The 18,494-nt window shown below is 69.6% G+C and carries 16 protein-coding genes and 3 pseudogenes; 3 read left to right on the plus strand and 16 right to left on the minus strand.

Translation table 11 applies throughout. The annotated features are described in order from the left end of the window. Positions 1–7: 7 nt before the first annotated feature. The 8 genes and pseudogenes from trpA to BW730_RS06350 form a co-directional block, all read right to left on the minus strand. Positions 8–831, minus strand: a pseudogene (gene trpA, locus BW730_RS06315) (tryptophan synthase subunit alpha); the annotation flags it as partial. Beyond that, positions 828–2,062: pseudogene (trpB, locus tag BW730_RS06320) on the minus strand (tryptophan synthase subunit beta). The pseudogenes trpA and trpB (BW730_RS06320), both read right to left, overlap by 4 nt. Further along, a pseudogene (trpC, locus tag BW730_RS06325) lies at positions 2,059–2,852 on the minus strand (indole-3-glycerol phosphate synthase TrpC). Before trpC ends, trpB (BW730_RS06320) begins: the two co-directional pseudogenes overlap by 4 nt. Next, positions 2,849–3,055 (minus strand): HGxxPAAW family protein, encoded by a 207-nt coding sequence (locus BW730_RS06330; protein WP_077685517.1) that lies wholly within the window; start codon positions 3,053–3,055, stop codon positions 2,849–2,851. The pseudogene trpC and the gene BW730_RS06330 overlap by 4 nt, the downstream one beginning before the upstream one ends. Before the next feature lie 43 nt (positions 3,056–3,098). Then, entirely contained in the window at positions 3,099–3,500 is a 402-nt protein-coding gene (locus BW730_RS06335; RefSeq protein ID WP_145952749.1) for a hypothetical protein, read from the minus strand. After that, the gene (locus tag BW730_RS06340; protein WP_226997105.1) at positions 3,497–4,987 is read right to left on the minus strand and encodes an anthranilate synthase component I; all 1,491 of its coding nucleotides are present in this window, start codon (positions 4,985–4,987) and stop codon (positions 3,497–3,499) included. The genes BW730_RS06335 and BW730_RS06340 overlap by 4 nt, the downstream gene beginning before the upstream one ends. Continuing rightward, positions 4,984–5,310 carry a phosphoribosyl-AMP cyclohydrolase gene (gene hisI / locus BW730_RS06345; protein WP_226997106.1) on the minus strand — a complete coding sequence of 109 codons (327 nt, stop codon included), beginning with the start codon at positions 5,308–5,310 and terminating at the stop codon, positions 4,984–4,986. The genes BW730_RS06340 and hisI overlap by 4 nt, the downstream gene beginning before the upstream one ends. Positions 5,311–6,263: 953 nt before the next feature. Continuing rightward, entirely contained in the window at positions 6,264–6,962 is a 699-nt protein-coding gene (locus BW730_RS06350) for an MOSC domain-containing protein (protein WP_158522498.1), read from the minus strand. 191 nt (positions 6,963–7,153) lie between these two features. On the opposite strand from BW730_RS06350, the gene BW730_RS06355 reads away from it, so the two are divergent. From BW730_RS06355 to BW730_RS06365, 3 genes are all read left to right on the plus strand, one after another. Next, complete coding sequence (locus BW730_RS06355) at positions 7,154–7,762, plus strand: TIGR03085 family metal-binding protein (RefSeq protein ID WP_077685521.1); 609 nt, start codon at positions 7,154–7,156, stop codon at positions 7,760–7,762. Between the two features lie 85 nt (positions 7,763–7,847). Continuing rightward, complete coding sequence (trpB, locus tag BW730_RS06360; protein WP_077685522.1) at positions 7,848–9,047, plus strand: tryptophan synthase subunit beta; 1,200 nt, start codon at positions 7,848–7,850, stop codon at positions 9,045–9,047. Between the two features lie 249 nt (positions 9,048–9,296). Beyond that, a complete protein-coding gene (locus tag BW730_RS06365) occupies positions 9,297–9,476 on the plus strand; it encodes a hypothetical protein (RefSeq protein ID WP_077685523.1) in 180 nt (59 codons plus the stop codon). 33 nt (positions 9,477–9,509) lie between these two features. On the opposite strand, the gene BW730_RS06370 is transcribed toward BW730_RS06365, so the two are convergent. From BW730_RS06370 to gatC, 8 genes are all read right to left on the minus strand, one after another. Then, positions 9,510–10,163, minus strand: a complete 654-nt coding sequence (locus BW730_RS06370) for a TMEM175 family protein (protein WP_077685524.1) — start codon at positions 10,161–10,163, stop codon at positions 9,510–9,512. 301 nt (positions 10,164–10,464) lie between these two features. Beyond that, entirely contained in the window at positions 10,465–11,370 is a 906-nt protein-coding gene (locus BW730_RS06375; RefSeq protein ID WP_145952750.1) for a Fic family protein, read from the minus strand. Between the two features lie 165 nt (positions 11,371–11,535). Then, positions 11,536–12,372: a molybdopterin dinucleotide binding domain-containing protein gene (locus BW730_RS19140; protein WP_226997107.1), complete on the minus strand. Its 837-nt coding sequence runs from the start codon at positions 12,370–12,372 to the stop codon at positions 11,536–11,538. Continuing rightward, the gene (locus BW730_RS19145) at positions 12,369–13,781 is read right to left on the minus strand and encodes a molybdopterin-dependent oxidoreductase (RefSeq protein ID WP_226997108.1); all 1,413 of its coding nucleotides are present in this window, start codon (positions 13,779–13,781) and stop codon (positions 12,369–12,371) included. Before BW730_RS19145 ends, BW730_RS19140 begins: the two co-directional genes overlap by 4 nt. After that, on the minus strand, positions 13,768–14,691 hold the full coding sequence (gene fdhD / locus BW730_RS06385; RefSeq protein WP_226997109.1) for a formate dehydrogenase accessory sulfurtransferase FdhD: 924 nt from the start codon (positions 14,689–14,691) through the stop codon (positions 13,768–13,770). The genes BW730_RS19145 and fdhD overlap by 14 nt, the downstream gene beginning before the upstream one ends. 389 nt (positions 14,692–15,080) lie before the next feature. Further along, a complete protein-coding gene (gatB, locus tag BW730_RS06390) occupies positions 15,081–16,568 on the minus strand; it encodes an Asp-tRNA(Asn)/Glu-tRNA(Gln) amidotransferase subunit GatB (RefSeq protein ID WP_077685526.1) in 1,488 nt (495 codons plus the stop codon). Next, positions 16,565–18,076 (minus strand): Asp-tRNA(Asn)/Glu-tRNA(Gln) amidotransferase subunit GatA, encoded by a 1,512-nt coding sequence (gene gatA / locus BW730_RS06395; protein WP_145952751.1) that lies wholly within the window; start codon positions 18,074–18,076, stop codon positions 16,565–16,567. The genes gatB and gatA overlap by 4 nt, the downstream gene beginning before the upstream one ends. After that, positions 18,073–18,366 carry an Asp-tRNA(Asn)/Glu-tRNA(Gln) amidotransferase subunit GatC gene (gene gatC / locus BW730_RS06400; RefSeq protein WP_077685528.1) on the minus strand — a complete coding sequence of 98 codons (294 nt, stop codon included), beginning with the start codon at positions 18,364–18,366 and terminating at the stop codon, positions 18,073–18,075. The genes gatA and gatC overlap by 4 nt, the downstream gene beginning before the upstream one ends. Positions 18,367–18,494 lie beyond the last annotated feature (128 nt).

Raw genomic sequence — 18,494 nt, forward strand, 5'->3', positions numbered from 1 at the left:
TCGACTCCCCGGCAAGGTCGGAGGCGAGGGCGCGGAGCCGGGCGAGGTCGCCCGCCATGTCGGCGCCGTCGGAGTCGAGGCACTTCAGCAGCGCTGACCCGACGATCACCAGGTCGGCGAACTCGCCGATCTCGGCGGCCTGGTCGGCGTTGCTGACCCCGAGGCCGATGCCGATGGGCAGGCTCGGGTCGATGGCGCGGGCCCGATCGACGATCACCGGGGCGGCGTCGGAGGTGGCGGCCCTTGTGCCGGTGACGCCCATCACGCTTGAGGCGTAGACCCAGCCGCGGCACGACTCCATGGTCATGGCGATGCGCTCGTCCTTCGAGCTGGGCGCGATCAGGAACACGCGGTCGAGGCCGTGCTCGTCGGTCGCGGCGAACCACTCGGGGCAGTCGTCCGGGGCAGGTCGGGCGTGATAACGCCCGCGCCGCCTGCGGCCGCGAGATCGCGCGCAAACGCGTCGGCGCCGTAGGCCTCGATGAGGTTCCAATACGTCATCACCATCGGGGTCGCCCCGGCGGAGGCGACGGCCTCGACGGCGGTGAAGGCGTCGCGGGTGCGGACGCCACGCTCGCGGGCGCGGGTGGTGGCGTGCTGGATGACGAGGCCGTCCATCAGCGGGTCGGAGTACGGGATGCCGATCTCGACGATGTCGACGCCACGCCCCTCGGTGCCCTCGACGATGGCGCGGACGGCGTCGAGCGAGTCGGCGACGCTCGGGTAACCGACGGGGAGGTAGCCGACGAGGGCGGGGCGACCCGCGTCGAGGCGGTCGGCCACGACGCGGCCCGACAGGCCGAGGCGCTGCTGGTCGGTGAACTGGCTCATTCGAAGCCCCCAACGGTCTTGTCCGGCTCTCCCGAGAGGCCGAAGTATTCGAAGGCGGTCGCGACGTCCTTGTCCCCGCGGCCGGAGAGGCACACCAGGATGGTCGGGGTCGCGTCGGGATCGGTCTCGGCGATCCGGCGTCCGAGGCGCTGGGCGCCCGCGAGCGCGTGGGCCGACTCGATGGCCGGGATGATGCCCTCGGTGCGCGTCAGCAGTTGGAACGCGTCCATCGCCTCGGCGTCGGTGACCGGCTCGTAGCTGGCGCGGCCGGTGTCGGCGAGCCAGGCGTGCTCGGGTCCGACGCCCGGGTAGTCGAGCCCGGCGGAGATCGAGTGCGACTCGATGGTCTGGCCGTCCTCGTCCTGCAGGACGAAGGTGCGGGCGCCGTGCAGCACGCCGGGGGTGCCTGCGGTGATGGTCGCGGCGTGCCTGCCGGTCTCGACGCCGTCGCCCGCGGCCTCGAAGCCGTAGAGCTTCACGTCGGCGTCGGGGATGAAGTCGGCGAACATGCCGATGGCGTTGGAGCCGCCGCCGACGCAGGCCGCGACGTAGTCGGGCAGCGTGCCGTACGCGTCGAGCATCTGCTGGCGGGCCTCGGTGGAGATGACGCGCTGCAGTTCACGCACCAGGTACGGGAACGGGTGTGGGCCGCCGACGGTGCCGATCAGGTAGTGCGTTGAGTCGACGGTGGTGACCCAGTCGCGCATGGCCTCGTTCATCGCGTCCTTGAGGGTGCGCGACCCGGCGGCGACGGCGTAGACCTCGGCGCCGAGCAGTTGCATCCGGGCGACGTTGAGCGCCTGTCGCTTGGTGTCGACCTCGCCCATGTAGACGCGGCACTCCAGGCCGAGCAGTGCTGCGGCGGTCGCGGTCGCGACGCCGTGCTGGCCCGCGCCGGTCTCGGCGATCACGCGCGTCTTGCCCATCCGCTTGGTCAGCAGCGCCTGCCCGAGCACATTGTTGATCTTGTGGGCGCCCGTGTGGTTCAGGTCCTCGCGCTTAAGCAGGATGCGGGCGTTGCCCGCGTGCTCGGAGAAGTTGGCGGCCTCGGTGATCGGGGTCGGCCTGCCCGCGTAGTCGCGCTGCAACTTCTCGAGGTCGGCGTGGAACCCGGGGTCGGCCATCGCCTCGTCGAAGGCCTGCGTCAGTTCGTCGAGGGCGGCCTGCAGCGCCTCGGGACGAACCGTCCTCCGAAGCGTCCGAAGTGTCCGGTGATGTCAGGCTGGCTCATGCCTCGGCCCTTTCTGCGGCGGCCATGAAGTCGCGGATCGCGGTGGTGGGGTCGCCGTGCTTGACGAGCGCCTCACCGACGAGGATCACGTCGGCTCCCTGTGCGGCGACCTTTGCCACGTCGTCGGTGTCGGTGATGCCGGACTCGGCGACCTTGACGGCGCGCTGGCCGATCCGCTCGGCGAGCCCCCGAAGGTGTCGATGTCGACGTCGAGGGTCTTGAGGTTGCGGTTGTTGACGCCGATCAGTTCGGCGCCGACGGCCAGCGCCCTGTCGACCTCTTCTGCGGTGTGGGTCTCGACGAGCGCCGTCATGCCGAGTTCGTGGGTGAGGTCGAGGAAGCGGGCAAGGTCGGCATCGTCCAGCGCTGCCACGATGAGCAGCACCAGGTCGGCCCCGTGCGCGCGCGCCTCGTAGAACTGGTACTCCTCGACCATGAAGTCCTTGCGGAGCACCGGGATGTCGACTGCGTCCCGGACGGCGTCAAGGTCGGCGAGGGTGCCGTTGAAGCGGCGCTGTTCGGTGAGCACGGAGATCGCGGCCGCGCCGCCCGCCGCATAGGACGCGGCGAGCTTGGCCGGGTCGGTGATCTCGGCGAGATGCCCCTTCGACGGGGACTTCCGCTTGACCTCGGAGATGACCGCCAGTTCCGGCGCGCGGAACCGTGGCATCGGGTCGAGCGCGGGCGCCAGCGATGCGGCCTGCTGCTTCAGCGAGGCGAGCGGGCGATGGGCCTTGCGTGCGTCGAGGTCGAGTCGGACTCCGTCGATGATGTCGTCGAGGACACTCACGGCTGCCCGTAGCCCATGGCCTTCATCACCATGGTCACGAGTCCTCCGACGAGCACGATCGCGCCTCCGACGATGGCGACGGCCCAGTTCGGGCCGATCACGGAGCCAATGGCCGCGATCACGAACCCGACGGCCGCGACGACCACGCCTGCCCAAGCGGCAGGGCTTTTCCCGTGGTGGTAGAACTTCGGGGTTTGCGCCATGAGACCGGCCTTTCGGGAGGAAACGTCGTGGCTGAGCCTACCCTCAATCGCTCTCGGGAGGCGAGCTATGTTCATCGGTCGGGTCGACGCCCTCGTCCATGGTCTTCCACAGGTCGGCGGGCGCGTCCGATCGGGTGCGCTGCCGATGGCGCCATGAGGGGCCCCAGATCACGAAGCCCCCGGAGGCGACCAGGCTGAGGACGAATCCGGCGAGCGGCAGCCACTGGCCAGCCTGCGCCGACCAGGCGATGCCGCCGATCGAGACGACGGCCAACAGGACCCCGACGACCCTCAGCCCGAAGCCGCGCAGCATCAGCGACAGGCCGACGCCCGCGGCGACCGCCCACCCCACCGATGCGAGCGTCGAGCCCGCCGCCTGAGCGGAGACACCCGCGAGCAGCGCACCGACGACGGCGAGCAGCGTGACGGGCCAGCGGCCGGTCACGGTCGCGCCATCGCTTCCGCCCGGCCGATCGCCGTGACGACCGCGCGCGCCTTGTGCGAGCATTCGGCGTCCTCGAGTTCCGCGACCGAGTCGGCGACGATGCCCGCCCCCGCCTGCACGTGCGCGACGCCGTCCTTGATCAGCGCGGTGCGGATGGCGATGGCGACGTCGGCGTTGCCAGCGAAGTCGAAGTAGCCGACGACCCCGCCGTACAGCCCGCGCCTGCTTGCCTCGAGCCGGTCGATGATCTCCATGGCCCGCACCTTCGGCGCGCCCGACAGCGTGCCCGCGGGGAAGCAGGACAACACCGCGTCGAGCGCGCTGTGCCGGGCGTCGATGCGACCCGAGACCTCGGCCTCCAGGTGCATGATGTGCGAGTAGCGGTGCACCTTCGCGAACTCGTGCACCGTGACGCTGCCCGGCTCGCTGATCCGGCCGAGGTCGTTGCGACCGAGGTCGACGAGCATCAGGTGCTCGGCCTTCTCCTTCGGGTCGGCGACGAGCTCCTCGGCCAGCCTGCGGTCCTCCTCTGGCGTCTTGCCGCGAGGGCGGGAGCCCGCGATCGGCCGGGTGGTCGCCACACCGTCGCTGACGGTGACAAGCGCCTCCGGGCTCGAGCCGACCACGGCGAAGCCGGGGAGCCGCAGCAGGTACAGGTAGGGGCTCGGGTTGGTCAGCCGCAGCGCGCGGTAGACCTCGAGCGCGTCGGCGTCGGTGCGGATGTCGAAGCGCTGCGACACGACGATCTGGAACGCCTCCCCCGCCCGGATCTCTTCCTTTGCCTCGTCGACGAGCGCCATGTACTCCTCGGAGGTGCGCTGCCTGTCGATGCGCGGGGTGCGGGGCTCGCCCTCCTGGCAGGCGAGGCTGGCGCGCGGCTGGCGGAGCTGCTCAGCCATCGCCTCGATGGCGGCGACCGCGCCGTAGTAGGCGCGCTCGACGCCCTCGTCGGTGCCGTCGAAGTTGATCGCGTTGGCGATCAGCCACAGCTCGCCCTTGTGATGGTCGAAGACGGCGAGCTCACTGGTGAGCATCATGACCAGTTCGGGGATCTGGAGGTCGTCGACGGTGGTGTCGGGCAGCTTCTCGAGCCGCCGCACGACGTCGTAGCCGAGGTAGCCGACCATGCCCGCATGGAAGGGCGGCAGAGTGTCGATCTGCTGGGTCGCCAGCTCCGCGAGGGTCTGGCGAAGCACCTGCACGGGGTCCCCGTCGTCGGGGATGCCGACCAGTTCCCTGCCGAGCCAGTGCGCGCGGCCGTCGGTCTCGGTGAGGGTCGAGGCGGTGCGGACGCCGATGAACGACCAGCGCGACCACACCCCGGCGTCGGCAGACTCGAACAGGAATGTCGACTCGCGGGCGCCGCAGAGCGCCTGGTAGACGCTCACGGGGGTGAGGTCGTCGGCGAGCAGCTTGGCGTAGACGCTGATGACGCGGCGGTCCTTGGCCAGGTCAGTGAACTCGGAGAGGGTTGGGGCGATGATCACGTGAGGTCCTGCGCGGTCAGGTCGGTGAAGAAACAGGTGCGGTTGCCGGTGTGGCACGCGGCGCCGGTCTGGCGGACCGTCAGCAGGATCGCGTCACCGTCGCAGTCGAGGGCAGCGTCGACGACCGCCTGGTGGTGCCCCGACGTCTCGCCCTTGACCCAGTACTCCTGCCTGGAGCGCGACCAGTACGTCGCCTTGCCGGTGGCAAGGGTGCGGCGCAGTGCCTCCTCGTTCATCCAGGCGAGCATCAGCACCTCGCGGGTGTCCTCGTCCTGGGCGATGGCGGGCACGAGCCCGTCGGCGTTGTAGTGGATCTCCGGCATGTGGCCCATTGTGCCAAGTCGGCAGTACCGCGTGCTCAGCCGTCCGCTGGGGCGGGCAGGTCGCGACGCCGTAGAGGCAGCGCCTCGACGTTGCCACGCTCAGTTCCCAGGGAACCAGTGCGCCGCCACGTGACTGACCCGGGTCCGCGCACACCCCTGGGCCAAGACCGCAGACACGTCGCGGACGTTTCGACGCGGACGCGCACCTTCGTCGGCCGTCCGGCTCAACGAGCGGAATGCGCCCGGCTCAGCGAAACGGGTCACCGGTCCCCGAGCCTGTCGAGGGGTCCGAACGCCCAGCGCAACGTGACAAGTCCGCAACCGGGTCCCCCGTCACCCGGTCAGTCTCCGCCGCCAGGTACCCGGCCGTGCGCCTGGACGTTTCCGCGCTCAGTACCCCCGGGCACCTGGCGCGCCGCCACGTGACTGAATCCGGCCTGCGCACACCCCTGGGCCAAGACCGCAGACACGTCGCGGACGTTTCGACGCGGACGCGCGCCTTCGTCGGCCGTCCGGCTCAACGAGCGGAATGCGCCCGGCTCGGCGAAACGGGTCACCGATCCCCGAGCCTGTCGAGGGGTCCGAAACCCCAACGCAACGTGACCAGCCCGCAAACCGCTCCCATACCCGGTCAGTCTCCGCCGCCAATATCCGGCCCCGTTCCCACGCTCAGACCCCGGGCACCAGGCGCGCCGCCAGTGACTGACTCCGGTCCGCGCACACCCCTGGGCCAAGACCGCAGACACGTCGCGGACGTTTCGACGCGGACGCGCGCCTTCGTCGGCCGTCCGGCTCAACGAGCGGAATGCGCCCGGCTCGGCGAAACGGGTCACCGATCCCCGAGCCTGTCGAGGGGTCCGGAACGCCCAGCGCAAGGAGACCAGTCGCAACCGCTCCCGCGGGCCGTCGGCCGCAGCCGGGTATCTGCGCTTGCACCTCGGCGGGTACCGCGCTCAGTCCTCCGTGGGGCCGAGCAGCCTCGCGGCGTCGCTGTCCGGGCGACTTGCGAGTCGGCGCTCCAACTTGGCGACCCAGCGCTCGGGCAGGCCCGGCGCGTCGATCAGGCGGCGCGCGCCGTCGAGGTCGTGCTTGTCGCGCTCCATGATCCGCGAGATCTCGGCCATGGTGGGCGCGCCTGCCGGCCGGTCGACCAGGACAACGGGGTCGCCCGGGCCGACGACGCCCTCCTCGACCACCGCGAGGTACCAACCGGACCAGCCGGTCTGCTGCACGCGCAGCACCAGGTCGTCGATGCCCCACCGCTTGGCGAGCTTGTAGCAGGGGCTGCGCGGTTGGGTGACGCGAACCGTCGCGTTCCCGATCCGCCAGGTCTCGCCCAGCACGACGGTGCCGTCGTCGGTGCCGGGCGAGTCGAGCGTCAGGTTTTCGAAGAAGCCGCCGTCGGGAAGGTCGAGGCCGATACCCCGCCAGTCGTCGTAGCGGTGCCGCGCGTAAGCCAACGCGGCCTTTGCCTGGCCGCCGTGATTGACGGTGTCGCCGTGCTCATCACCGTCAAAGCCGAGGACTCCCAGCCGCAGCGGCCCCTCCACCGCGGCCTTCACCGCGGCGCTCGGCACCCCCTTCGGCCCCCAGGGTTGGCTGACGACGCGCCCCACGCGCAGCGCCGCGACGGTGCCGATCCGGTTGTCCATGCCCCCAACCCTAGAGCGTGGGTCGGGCCCCGCCTTGAGCATGTTTGGCTGCTCGTTGCCGCTTTCGACACGTTTGAACGTTCAGATCGCCAACGAGTTACCAAACATGCTCAAGCAACTCCCCCGCGCCGCGCCCGGACGGGGCGACGGTTCGTCGCCCGGTCGGCCCCGGCGCGTCTAGGCTGGGCGACATGAGTTTCGCCTCCCGCCAGCGCGCCGCCCTCGCCGATCTCCTGGATGAACTCGGCCCGTTCGCCCCGACCGAGTGCGAGGGGTGGCAGACGCAGGACCTCGCCGCGCACCTCTACGTCAGGGAGCACAAGCTGAGCGCGCTGCCCGGCATCGGCCTCGAGCGGTTCGCCGAGAAGACCTCGCAGGTGCAGAACCAGGTGCTGCACTCGATGGACTACCCGGCCCTGGTTGAGGAGATCCGCACGGTCGGCTGGATCATGCGGCCGCTCGACTCCCTCGTCAACACCAGCGAGTTCTTCATCCACCACGAGGACGTGCTGCGCGCCAACGGCCGCTCCCAGACGCTGACGGCCAAGGAGCAGCAGGAACTGTGGCCGCTGGTCACGGTGATGGCGCGCAGGGTCCAGACCAAGGCGGGCGACCAACTGCGCATCACCCGCACCGACACGGGCCTCGAGAAGCAGATCGGCACCGGCGAACGCACCGTCCATCTGCGCGGGCTGCCGTCCGAACTCCTCCTTCACCTGACGGGCCGCGACTCGAACGTCGAACTGATCGCCGACCCGCCAGTGCTGGACAACTGGCTGCGATCGCTGCTGTCCCTGTAGCCGCAGGGCGATCGGGCCGACCACCCGTCGCACCAATGGGTGAACCGGGTCTCCCAGACGGGGCCCCAACCAGTAACATCCGGCCATGACATCGCTTACGCAAGCCGACGAGGCCGGATTCTTCGGAGCTCACGGCGGACGCTTCCTCCCCCCGCACCTTGAGGCACCGATCGCCGAGGTCGCAGCAGCCTACGCCGAGGCCAAGGACGACCCGGCGTTCCTGGCAGAGTACGAGGCGCTGCTTGCCGACTACGTCGGTCGCCCCTCGCCGCTGTTCCTCGCGAAGAACCTCAGCGCCGAGTTGGGTGGGGCAAAGATCTACCTCAAGCGCGAGGACCTGAACCACACGGGCGCGCACAAGATCAACCACACCCTCGGCGAGGTGCTGCTCGCCAAGCGGATGGGCAAGAAGAAGGTCATCGCGGAGACCGGCGCGGGCCAGCACGGCGTCGCGCTGGCGACCGCCGCGGCCCTACTCGGGCTTGAGTGCGAGATCCACATGGGCGCGATCGACATCGCCAAGCAGCACCCGAACGTGGTGCGGATGCGTCTCCTCGGCGCGACCGTCGTGTCGGTCGAGGACGGCGGACGGTGCCTCAAGGACGCCGTCGACTCCGCGTTCGGCGTGTGGGCGGCCGACTTCGGCGAGACGATGTTCGCGATCGGCTCGGTCGTCGGGCCCGACCCGTTCCCGACCATGGTGCGCGACTTCCAGTCGGTCGTCGGCCGCGAGGCGCGCCGTCAAGTGATGGAGAAGGAGGGCAAACTGCCCACCGCGATCGTCGCCGCGGTCGGCGGCGGGTCGAACGCCATGGGCCTGTTCCAGGCATTCCTCGAGGACGCAGACGTGGCGATCTACGGCGTCGAGCCCTCGGGCCGAAGCCTGGACGCGCCGGGCGAGCACGCCGCGACCATGACGCTCGGCACCCCCGGCGTCATCCACGGCATGCAGACCATCGTGCTGCAGGACGAGGCGGGCGAGCCGTGGCCGGTGCACTCGATCGCCTCCGGCATGGACTACCCGGGCGTCGGCCCGCAGCACGCCCACCTGAAGGACGTCGGTCGCGCCAACTATGTGACGGCGTCGGACGCCGAGTCGCTGGAGGCCTTCCAGGTGCTGTGCCGCACCGAGGGCATCATCCCCGCGATCGAGTCGAGCCACGCCGTCGCCTATGCCATGAAGTTGGCCCCGACGCTGACCTCCGACGACGTGATCATCGTCAACCTGTCGGGCCGCGGGGACAAGGACATCGACTTCGTCGCCGAGCAACTCGGCATGGAGTAACCGGCAGGGAGTAGAGCGCGTTGAGGGGCAGCGATCCGTCGATCGCTGTCCCTCTCGCTGGGTAGCATCCCTGGCCCATCTTGAGCGTGACGGCGCAGTCGGGCGTCTGAGCTTCGCCAGCCGTTGCCGCGGCCGTGACGCCGATCCTGAACTTTGTCCGGGTCCTCGTGTTCCGCCTGCGACCATGCCCCTGCCTCATTCGAGGGGGGGCGGCGTCGACGCGTCCGGGGCGGCACGGATACTGATCGCATGACAGGCATGCTCTTCCTCATCGGCTTCGTCGTTCTGCTGGCGAATCTCGGCATCGTGGCACTGGCCATGTGGGTCGGCTATCGCCTCGTCGTGTCCGCGATCAAACGCGGCATCCTCGAGGCCGACCAGGAGCGGGCCCGGCTGGCGATGCGGCCTGGGCCAAGGCAGTTCTACTGACCGTTGCTTGCGCGGCAGCGGGAGAGCGAGTCGTCACTGAGGCTCGGGGCCGGTCGGGCGGCCCGGACCCATGATCCTCTTGAACAGGCGGCCCAGCGGCCCGACGCCAACCATCAGGAACAGCGGGAAGTAGGACAGGCCCGGGAACACGACGGCGACTACGAGGCAGACGGCGAACAGCGCCAGCATCGCCGTGGCCATGGCGACGGTTCCGTTGATCGTGGCGGGATCCATCTCGTGCAGCACCGGGTGCGCGCGGAGCCACAGCAACTGCAGCAGCGAGAGCAGCGCCACGAGCGTCATGCTTCCGATGTAGACGGCCTTGACGGCGCGGTCGTCGGCCTCCAGGTGACCTGACAGGGCCGTCGCCACCGGGAGCCAGACGATGCCGAGCAGCCAAGCCATCGTGCACCAGAGCAGGCCGCTGTCCACCTCCTTGACGCGCTGGAACGTGCGGTGGTGGTTGACCCAGAACATGGCGATGATGCCGAAGCTGAGCACGAAGCTGAAGAGTTGGCTGCCGTGCTCGTCGAGCCAGACGGGCACCGAGGTCGCCCGGGTGACGTCGGCCGCGGACTCCATCAGGGGAAGGATCAGAAGCGTCATCGCGATCGCGACGACGGCGTCGGCGAAGGCGCGGGCCTGTTCCGCCGGGAAGCGCTGCGCTGTGCGCTGGGGAGTGGTCATTGTCGTCCTTCCGCCGTCAGGCACATTACCCCTGCGGGAAGGCACTCTCAGTAGGGTTTACGTCGGCCGATCAGGACGGCGATCCGGTCGTATGCGGCGGTGACCTCCTCCGCTACCCAGACCCGGTTCCTACTCCCTGTGGAGGCCTGCCGCAGAATGCCCGCCTCCACCAACGCGTGGATCGCGGTGCGGGCCGCCGCGGGCGTGACGCCGAACCGTTCCGCCGCGACGCGTCCGTTGATCGCTGGCCTGCCGATCAGGGCGTCGGCGATCCGCCGGGCGACCGAGTCGACGCGGACCGTCAGCCTGTCGTCCCACGCCGTCCGAAGGTCGCGCAGGTCGGCGACCAGTTCGCGCCCGATGGCGGTGGCGTCGCGGGTCGCCCGGGTGAACTCTCCGACGATGGGGCGGGGTCGCCTGCCCGCAGGGCCGTGAGCGCCGCGACGTAGCCGCCCGGGTTGGCGAGCAGCCCTGCGGAGATGGGCACTGTCACCGCGCTCGTCAGCCCCGCGCGACGCAGGTAGCGGTGCACCAGCGCCCTGCCGACGCGGCCGTTGCCGTCGACGTAAGGATGGATGTTCTCGAACTGGGCGTGGCCGACGGCGATCTGCGCGAGCGGCAGCGCCGTCGGTCGCTCCAGGAAGCGCCACAGATCCTCGAGCGAGGCGGCGACCCGCGTGTGGTCCGGTGCGACGTAGTCGGCGCCGACCGGGGTCGACCCGGTGGGGCCGATCCACACAGGCTCCCTCCTGATCCCCAGATGCAGCCCGGTCTCGCCCAGCAGTTCGGCCTGCATCCGGTCGGCAAACGCCGTGTCGAGGGGCGCGTCGTCGCCGAGCGCGTCGGCCATCGCGACGGCGTTGGCGTGCACCAGGTGGGCGTTGCCGCTGCGGGAGGCGCCGAACTCGGCCAGCGCCAGTTGCTTGGAGGACACCGTCAGATGTTCGATCTGGGACGAGGAGGCCGCCTCGGAGCGCACCAGGACCGTGTCGACGGTCTCGATGGCCATGCCCCCGAGTTCGCGGGCGAACAGGGCGTCGAACTCGACGATGGACTGCTGCGCCGCGCCGACCTCACCGACCAACGCGGCGGGGAGCGCCGCTGCGACCTCCATGCCGTCGATGCCGGGCAGGACGGCACCCTGATAGCTTCGCCAGTCGTTCCACTGCAGCGTCTCGCTGGAGGCCGAGGGCCATGCGGCACCCATGGATGATCCCTTCGCTAGCCGATCCATACGATAGTTATGAGCATTATCCTATCGTATGGCTCGCCTTACGCAAGGATCAGGGCGCGGCGGTGATGCGCACCTGGATCGACTTCATCAGCGGTTGGTCGCTCAGTTCGCTGTAGTCCTTCGGCCCGATCAGGACGTTCAACTCGGGCATGTAGCCCGCCGCACTCCCCGCGGCAGGTCGTAGGACACGGCCCGGAACCCGCGGGCGGTGCGCTTGCTGCCGTCCTTCGAGGTCGACACCAGGTCGATGGCGCCACCCCAGGAGATGCCCCGCTCGGCCATGTCGTCGGCGTGCATGAAGACGATCTCGCGGATGTTCTTGACGCCCCGGTAGCGGTCGTCGTTGGTGTAGATCGTCGTGTTCCACTGGTCGTGCGACCTGATCGTCTGCAGCACGATCGTCTGGTCGTCGTCGGGGACCACGTTGGGCAGGTCGGCCAGGCAGAACTCGGCGCGACCCGACGGGGTGCGGAAGTCACGCTCGCGCGCAGGTTGCGGGATCCGGAAGCCGTACTTGCCCCGCACGACCTTGTTGAAGCCCTCGAAGCCCGGCAGCACCTTCGCCATCACGTCGCGGATCGCGTCGTAGTCGACGGCGTAGCGCTCCCACGGCGTCGCGCTCCCGGGCAGCGTGGCGCGCGCGATGCCCGCCAGGATGGCAGGCTCGGACAGCAACTGATCCGACGCGGGGCGGCGCTTGCCGAGCGAGAGTTGGACGTTGCTCATGGCGTCCTCGCAGGACTGTCGCTGCAGCCCGTACCCCGTCTCGTCGCGCTCCGTGCGGGCGAGGCACGGCAGGATCAGCGCCCTCGCGCCGTGCGTCAGGTGCGACCTGTTGAGCTTGGTCGAGACGTGCACCGTCAGCGAGCACTGCGCCATGCCTTCCGCGGTGTAAGCGGGGTCGGGGACGGCGCGCACGAAGTTGCCGCCCATCCCGATGAACACCTTCACGTCGCCGTCGTGGAGGGCCTTCATGGTGGTGACGGTGGTGAGGCCGTGCTCGCGGGGCTGGTGATGCCGCAGACGGCGTCGAGTTTCGAGAGGAACTCCTCGGTCGGCCGGTGGTCGATGCCGCAGGTGCGGTTGCCCTGCACGTTGCTGTGGCCGCGCACCGGGGCGGGGCCGGCGCCTGGGCGGCCGATGTTGCCGCGCAGCAGCAGCACGTTGACGATCTCGCGGATCGCCTGAACGCCGAACTCGTGCTGGCTGAGCCCGAGACACCAACTGATGATGGTCGCCTCGGAGGCGAGGTAGATGGCGGCGGCGCCGCGGATCGCGGGCTCCGTGAGACCCGCCTGCCTGACGATCTCGGACCACGGGGTCGCCCGGACGATGTCGCGGTAGGTCTCCCAGCCCTCGGTGTGCGCGTCGAGGAACTCGCGGTCGATGGCCTTCGGGTCGTGCTCGGCCTCCTCGAAGACGACCTTCGCGATGCCGCGCATCAGCGCGAAGTCGCCGCCGGGGCGGACCTGCAGGTTCATGGTGCTGGTGGGGGTCGCCTTGTTCAGCGCCATGTCGACCAGGTCGTGCGGGACGATCGCCTTCCTGGCGCCAGCCTCGATCAGCGGGTTGATGTGGACGACCTGGGCGCCGCGGGCGTACGCGTCGGTGAGCATCGTCAGCATCCGCGGGGCGTTGGTGGCGGCGTTGACGCCCATGATGAAGATCGCGTCGGCCAGTTCCCAGTCGTCGACGTCGGTGGTGCCCTTGCCGGTCGCGAGTGAGGCGCGTAGTGCCCGCCCGGACGCCTCGTGGCACATGTTGGAGCAGTCGGGCAGGTTGTTGGTGCCGAACTCGCGGGCCATCAACTGGTACAGGAACGACGCCTCGTTGCTGAGCCGCCCCGAGGTGTAGAACGCGGCCCGGTTCGGGTCGCCGAGCGCGTTGAGTTCGTCGCCGATCATCGCGAACGCCTCTTCCCAGGAGACCGGCACGTAGGTGTCGGTCTCGGCGTCGTAGCTCATCGGGTGGGTGAGCCGTCCGACGTCCTCGAGGGCGAAGTCGGTCCATTCGGCCAGTTCCGTGACGGTGTGCTCGGCGAAGAACTCCGGGGTGGTGCGGTCGTCGGTCATCTCCCAGGTGCTGTGCTTGACGCCGTTCTCGCACACGTCGAGCGGGAGGAAGTGCTTGGCGTCGGGCCAGGCGCAGCCGGGGCAGTCGAATCCCTTGTCCGGGTGGTTGATGGTGAACATCGCCTTGGTGCCGCGGATCACCTGACGTTCCCCGGTGAGGATCTTGCCGACCGACACCGTCGCGCCCCATCCGGCGGCCGGGTGCGTGTAGGCCTTCTGGTACCACTTCTCGGTGGTGGCGGGGCCGTAGCCGCCCTGACGTGGCACGTCGGGCATCAGCCCGGCGACCTTCTCCAGTTCATCGTGTGACATATCGATCGTCCTTCGCTAGGGCGTGCGCAGGTTCCTGCGTGATGCGGTCTGCTCGGGTGTAGATGTTCATGGAGGTGCCGCGGAGGAAGCCGACGAGGGTCAGCCCCGCGGACTGCGCGAGTTCGACGGCCAGCGACGACGGTGCGGAGACGGCCGCCAGCATCGGGACGCCTGCCATGGTCGCTTTTTGGACCAGTTCGAAGCTGGCACGGCCGCTGACCTGCAGCACGGTGCCCCGCAGCGGAAGCCGGTCGTGCAGGACGGCCCAGCCGATCACCTTGTCGACGGCGTTGTGCCTCCCGACGTCCTCACGCGAGACGAGCAGTTCCCCCGTCGCCGCGTCGAAGAGTGCCGCGGCGTGCAGCCCTCCGGTCTTGTCGAAGACGGCCTGCTCGGCGCGGAGCCGGTCGGGGAAGGTGACCAGGCGCTCGGCGGCCACGGTCGCGGCGTCGGAGGCCACGTCGTAGACGGAGACGGTCTCGACGGCCTCGATGCTCGCCTTACCGCACATCCCGCACGAACTGGTCGTGTAGAAGGCCCGTGCGATGTCCGTCGACGGGGGTGCGACCCCAGCCGCGAGGGCGACGTCGAGCACGTTGTAGGTGTTCTCCTCGCCGCCTGCGCCCGGCCCGCCGCAGTGGATGGCGGTGCGGAACTGGTCGCCCCGGGAGATGACCGCCTCGGACACGAGGAAGCCCGCGGCGAGTTCGACGTCGTGCCCGGGGGTGCGCATCGTGACGGTCAGCGGTCGCCCGGCGATCCTGATCTCGAGGGGCTCCTCGACGGCGAGCGTGTCGACGCGTGTGTTCGGCGGCTCACCGAGGGTGAGTCGCGTCACGGGTCGCCGCGCCGTTATCCGCCCCATCACGCCACTGTAACTGCGCTTGTCGCGCGGGGAGCGCCATTCCACGACCCAGTTGGATCAACCCGGTTCCCTGAGCTCGTCGAAGGGTCCGGAACCACACTTCGCCAGAAGCGCCCCGCAATCGGACGTCTCGACAAGCTCGACGAACGCACCAGTCCGACGCACGTCGTTCCCTGAGCCTGTCGAAGGGTCCGCAACCACAGCCAGTCGGAAACGTGCAGCGATCGGACGTCTCGACAAGCTCGACGAACGGCACCACAACCCACCCGAAGCGCCCCGCAACCGGACGTCTCGACAAGCTCGACGAACGGCACCACAACCCATCGGAAGCGCCCCGCAACCGGACGTCTCGACAAGCTCGACGAACGGCTGACGAGCCCGGCGAACGGACGTCTCGACAAGCTCGACGAACGGCGCTGCTTCAGGGGCGAGCGTCAGGACAGCTTGGCGAGGATCAGTTCGCGGACCTTTGCCGCGTCGGCCTGGCCCCTCATCGACTTCATGACCTGGCCGATCAGCGCGCCGGCGGCCTGGACCTTGCCGTCACGGATCTTGTCCGCGACGTCCGGGTTCGCTGCGATCACCTCGTCGACGGCGGCGCTCAACGCGCCCTCATCGGAGACGACCACGAGCCCGCGCTTCTCGACGACCTCGGCGGGCTCGCCCTCTCCTGCGAGTACGCCGTCGATGACCTGGCGGGCCAACTTGTCGTTGACCTTGCCCTCGTCGACGAGCGCCTGAACGCCCGCGACCTGCGCCGCGGTGATGGCCAACTCGTCCAGTTCGAGGCCCGCCTCGTTGGCGCGGCGCGACAGTTCGCTGACCCACCACTTGCGCCCGGCGGCCGGGCTGGCGCCCGCGGCGACCGTCTCCTCGACGAGCCCGAGGGCGTTCGAGTTGACCACGGCCGCAAAGTCGATGTCGCTGAAGCCCCAGTCGGCCTGGAGCCGGGCGCGGCGCTCGGCGGGCGGCTCGGGGAGCGTGGTGCGCAACTCCTCCACCCACTCCCGGCTCGGCGCGATCGGCATCAGGTCGGGCTCTGCGAAGTAGCGGTAGTCCTCGGCTTGTTCCTTCGAGCGGCCGGAGGATGTCGTCCCGTCGGCCTCGTGGAAGTGGCGGGTCTCCTGCTTCACCTTGCCACCGTCGTCGAGGATCGCGGCCTGGCGCGTCATCTCGTAGCGGATCGCCCGCTCGACGGAGCGCAGCGAGTTGACGTTCTTGGTCTCGGTGCGGGTGCCCAGTTCCTCGTCGCCGATCGGCGCAAGCGAGATGTTGGCGTCGCAGCGCAGCGACCCCTGCTCCATCCGCACGTCCGAGACGCCAAGCGCCTTCATCAGTTCGCGCAGGTGTGCGACGTAGGCCTTGGCGACCTCGGGTGCCTTGGCGCCCGCGCCACGGATCGGCTTGGTGACGATCTCGATCAGCGGCACGCCCGCACGGTTGTAGTCGATCAGCGAGTAGTCGGCGCCCTGGATGCGGCCGGATCCGCCGACGTGAGTCGCCTTGCCCGCGTCCTCCTCCATGTGAGCGCGCTCCACCTCGACGCGGTAGGTCTCACCGTCGACCTCCACGTCGACGTAGCCGTCGAAGGCGATCGGCTCGTCGTACTGCGAGGTCTGGAAGTTCTTCGTCATGTCGGGGTAGAAGTAGTTCTTCCGCGCCATCCGGCACCACGACGCGATCTCGCAGTTCAGCGCAAGGCCGATCCGGATGGCCGACTCGACGGCCTTGCCGTTGATCACAGGGAGCGACCCGGGCAGGCCGAGGCACACCGGGCAGACGTGCGTGTTGGGCTCGCCGCCGAACTCGTTGGTGCAGCCACAGAACATCTTGGTGTTCGTGTTCAGTTCGACGTGCACCTCGAGGCCGAGCGCGGGCTCGTAGCGGGTGAGCAGTTCGTCGTAGTCCACCGTCTCGCTCATGCGTCGACCGCCTTCGATCCCTCGATCTGTGTCATCTGGTCCAGCAGCGGGCCGCCCCAGCGACCCTCAAGCGCGCGTTCGAGCACGCCACCGACCCGGTACAGCCGGGCGTCCTCCATCGGCGGGGCCATCACCTGCAGCCCGACGGGGAGGCCCTCGCTGAGCCCGACCGGGAACGACGCGGACGCGTTGCCCGCCATGTTCGACGGGATGGTGCACAGGTCTGCGAGGTACATGCTCATGGGGTCGGCGGTGCGCTCCCCCACCTTGAACGCGACGGTGGGAGTGGTCGGCGAGATCAGCACGTCGACCTGCCCGAAGGCCTTGTCGAAGTCCTGCATGATCAGGCTGCGGACCTTCTGCGCCGAGCCGTAGTAGGCGTCGTAGTAGCCGGCCGACAGCGCGTAGGTGCCGATGATGATGCGGCGCTTCGCCTCGCGGCCGAAGCCCTCCTCGCGGGTCAGGTTCATCACCTGCTCGGCCGAGGCACCACCGTCGTCGCCGGCACGCAGGCCGTAGCGCATGCCGTCGAAGCGGGCCAGGTTGGAGCTGAGCTCGGCGGGCTGGATCAGGTAGTAGGCGGGCAGCGCGTAGTTGAACGCCGGGCAGGAGACCTCGACGATCTCGGCGCCCGCCTCACGCAGCACCTCGACTGCCTCGCGGAACCGGTCGAGCACGCCCGGCTCGTAGCCCTCGCCCTGGAACTCGGTGACAACGCCGATCCGCACGCCTGCCAGGTCCTCGGAGGCCGCCGCGGCGACCAGGTCCGGGACAGGTTGGTTGATCGAGGCCGAGTCGTGCGGGTCGTAGCCGCCGATGATCTGCTGCAGCAGCGCGGCGTCCTCCGCGGACCGCGTGACGGGGCCGGGCTGGTCGAGACTGGAGGCCATCGCGACGAGGCCGTAGCGTGAGACGCCGCCGTAGGTCGGCTTGACTCCGATGGTTCCGGTGACGGAGCCGGGCTGCCGGATGGAGCCGCCGGTGTCGGAGCCGACGGCGATCGGCACCATGAACGACGAAACGGCCGCGGATGAGCCGCCGCCGGAGCCACCGGGGATGCGTTCGGTGTCCCACGGGTTGCGGGTCGGGCCGAAGTACGAGGTCTCCGTCGAGGAGCCCATGGCGAACTCGTCCATGTTCGTCTTGCCGACGATGACAAGGCCTGCCGCGCGGAGCTTGGCGACCACGGTGGCGTCGTAGGGGGGCACCCAGCCGTCGAGGATCTTCGATCCGCAGGTGGTCGGGAAGTCGGTGGTGCAGAAGTTGTCCTTGACACCGATCGGCACGCCGGCAAGCGGGCCGAGTTCCTCGCCTGCCGCGCGGCGCGCGTCGATGGCTCGGGCCTGCTCAAGGGCGGAGTCGGCGTCGACAGACAGGAAGACGTTGAGCGTCGGGTTCAGGGCGTCGATCTGGTCGAGGCATGCCTGCGTGAGGGCCTCGGACGTTAGTTCGCCTGCGGCCATGGCGCGGCCGAGGTCGGCGGCGGTGCTCTTGAGGATGTTCATCAGTCCTCGCTCAGGATCTGGGGGACGCGGAACCGGCCGTCCTCTTCGTCAGGGGCGCCCGAGAGGGCCTGCTCCTGCGTGAGGGATGCGGTGACGACGTCGGCGCGGAACACGTTGACCACCGGCATCGCGTGGGTCGCGAGCGGCACGTCCGGCCCGGCGACCTCAGAGACGCTCGCGACGGATTCCAGGATGACGTCCAGCTCGGGGGCGAGTTCGCTGCATTCCTGCTCGGTGAGCTGGATGCGGGCGAGCCCTGCCAGTCGAGCCACGTCGTCGGCGGTGAGACCCACTGTTGTTCGCTCCTCAGTTCGTACGCTGCCGCGATGGCGGCGACGACCATCTTAGGGCCCACGGCGCTTGGGTCGGCGCGCCGTCCCTTCCTCTGGAGGCGGGCGCGTGCGGGCCGCCGCTACGGCTC

The sequence above is a fragment of the Tessaracoccus aquimaris genome (genome assembly GCF_001997345.1).
GTDB lineage: Bacteria > Actinomycetota > Actinomycetes > Propionibacteriales > Propionibacteriaceae > Arachnia > Arachnia aquimaris.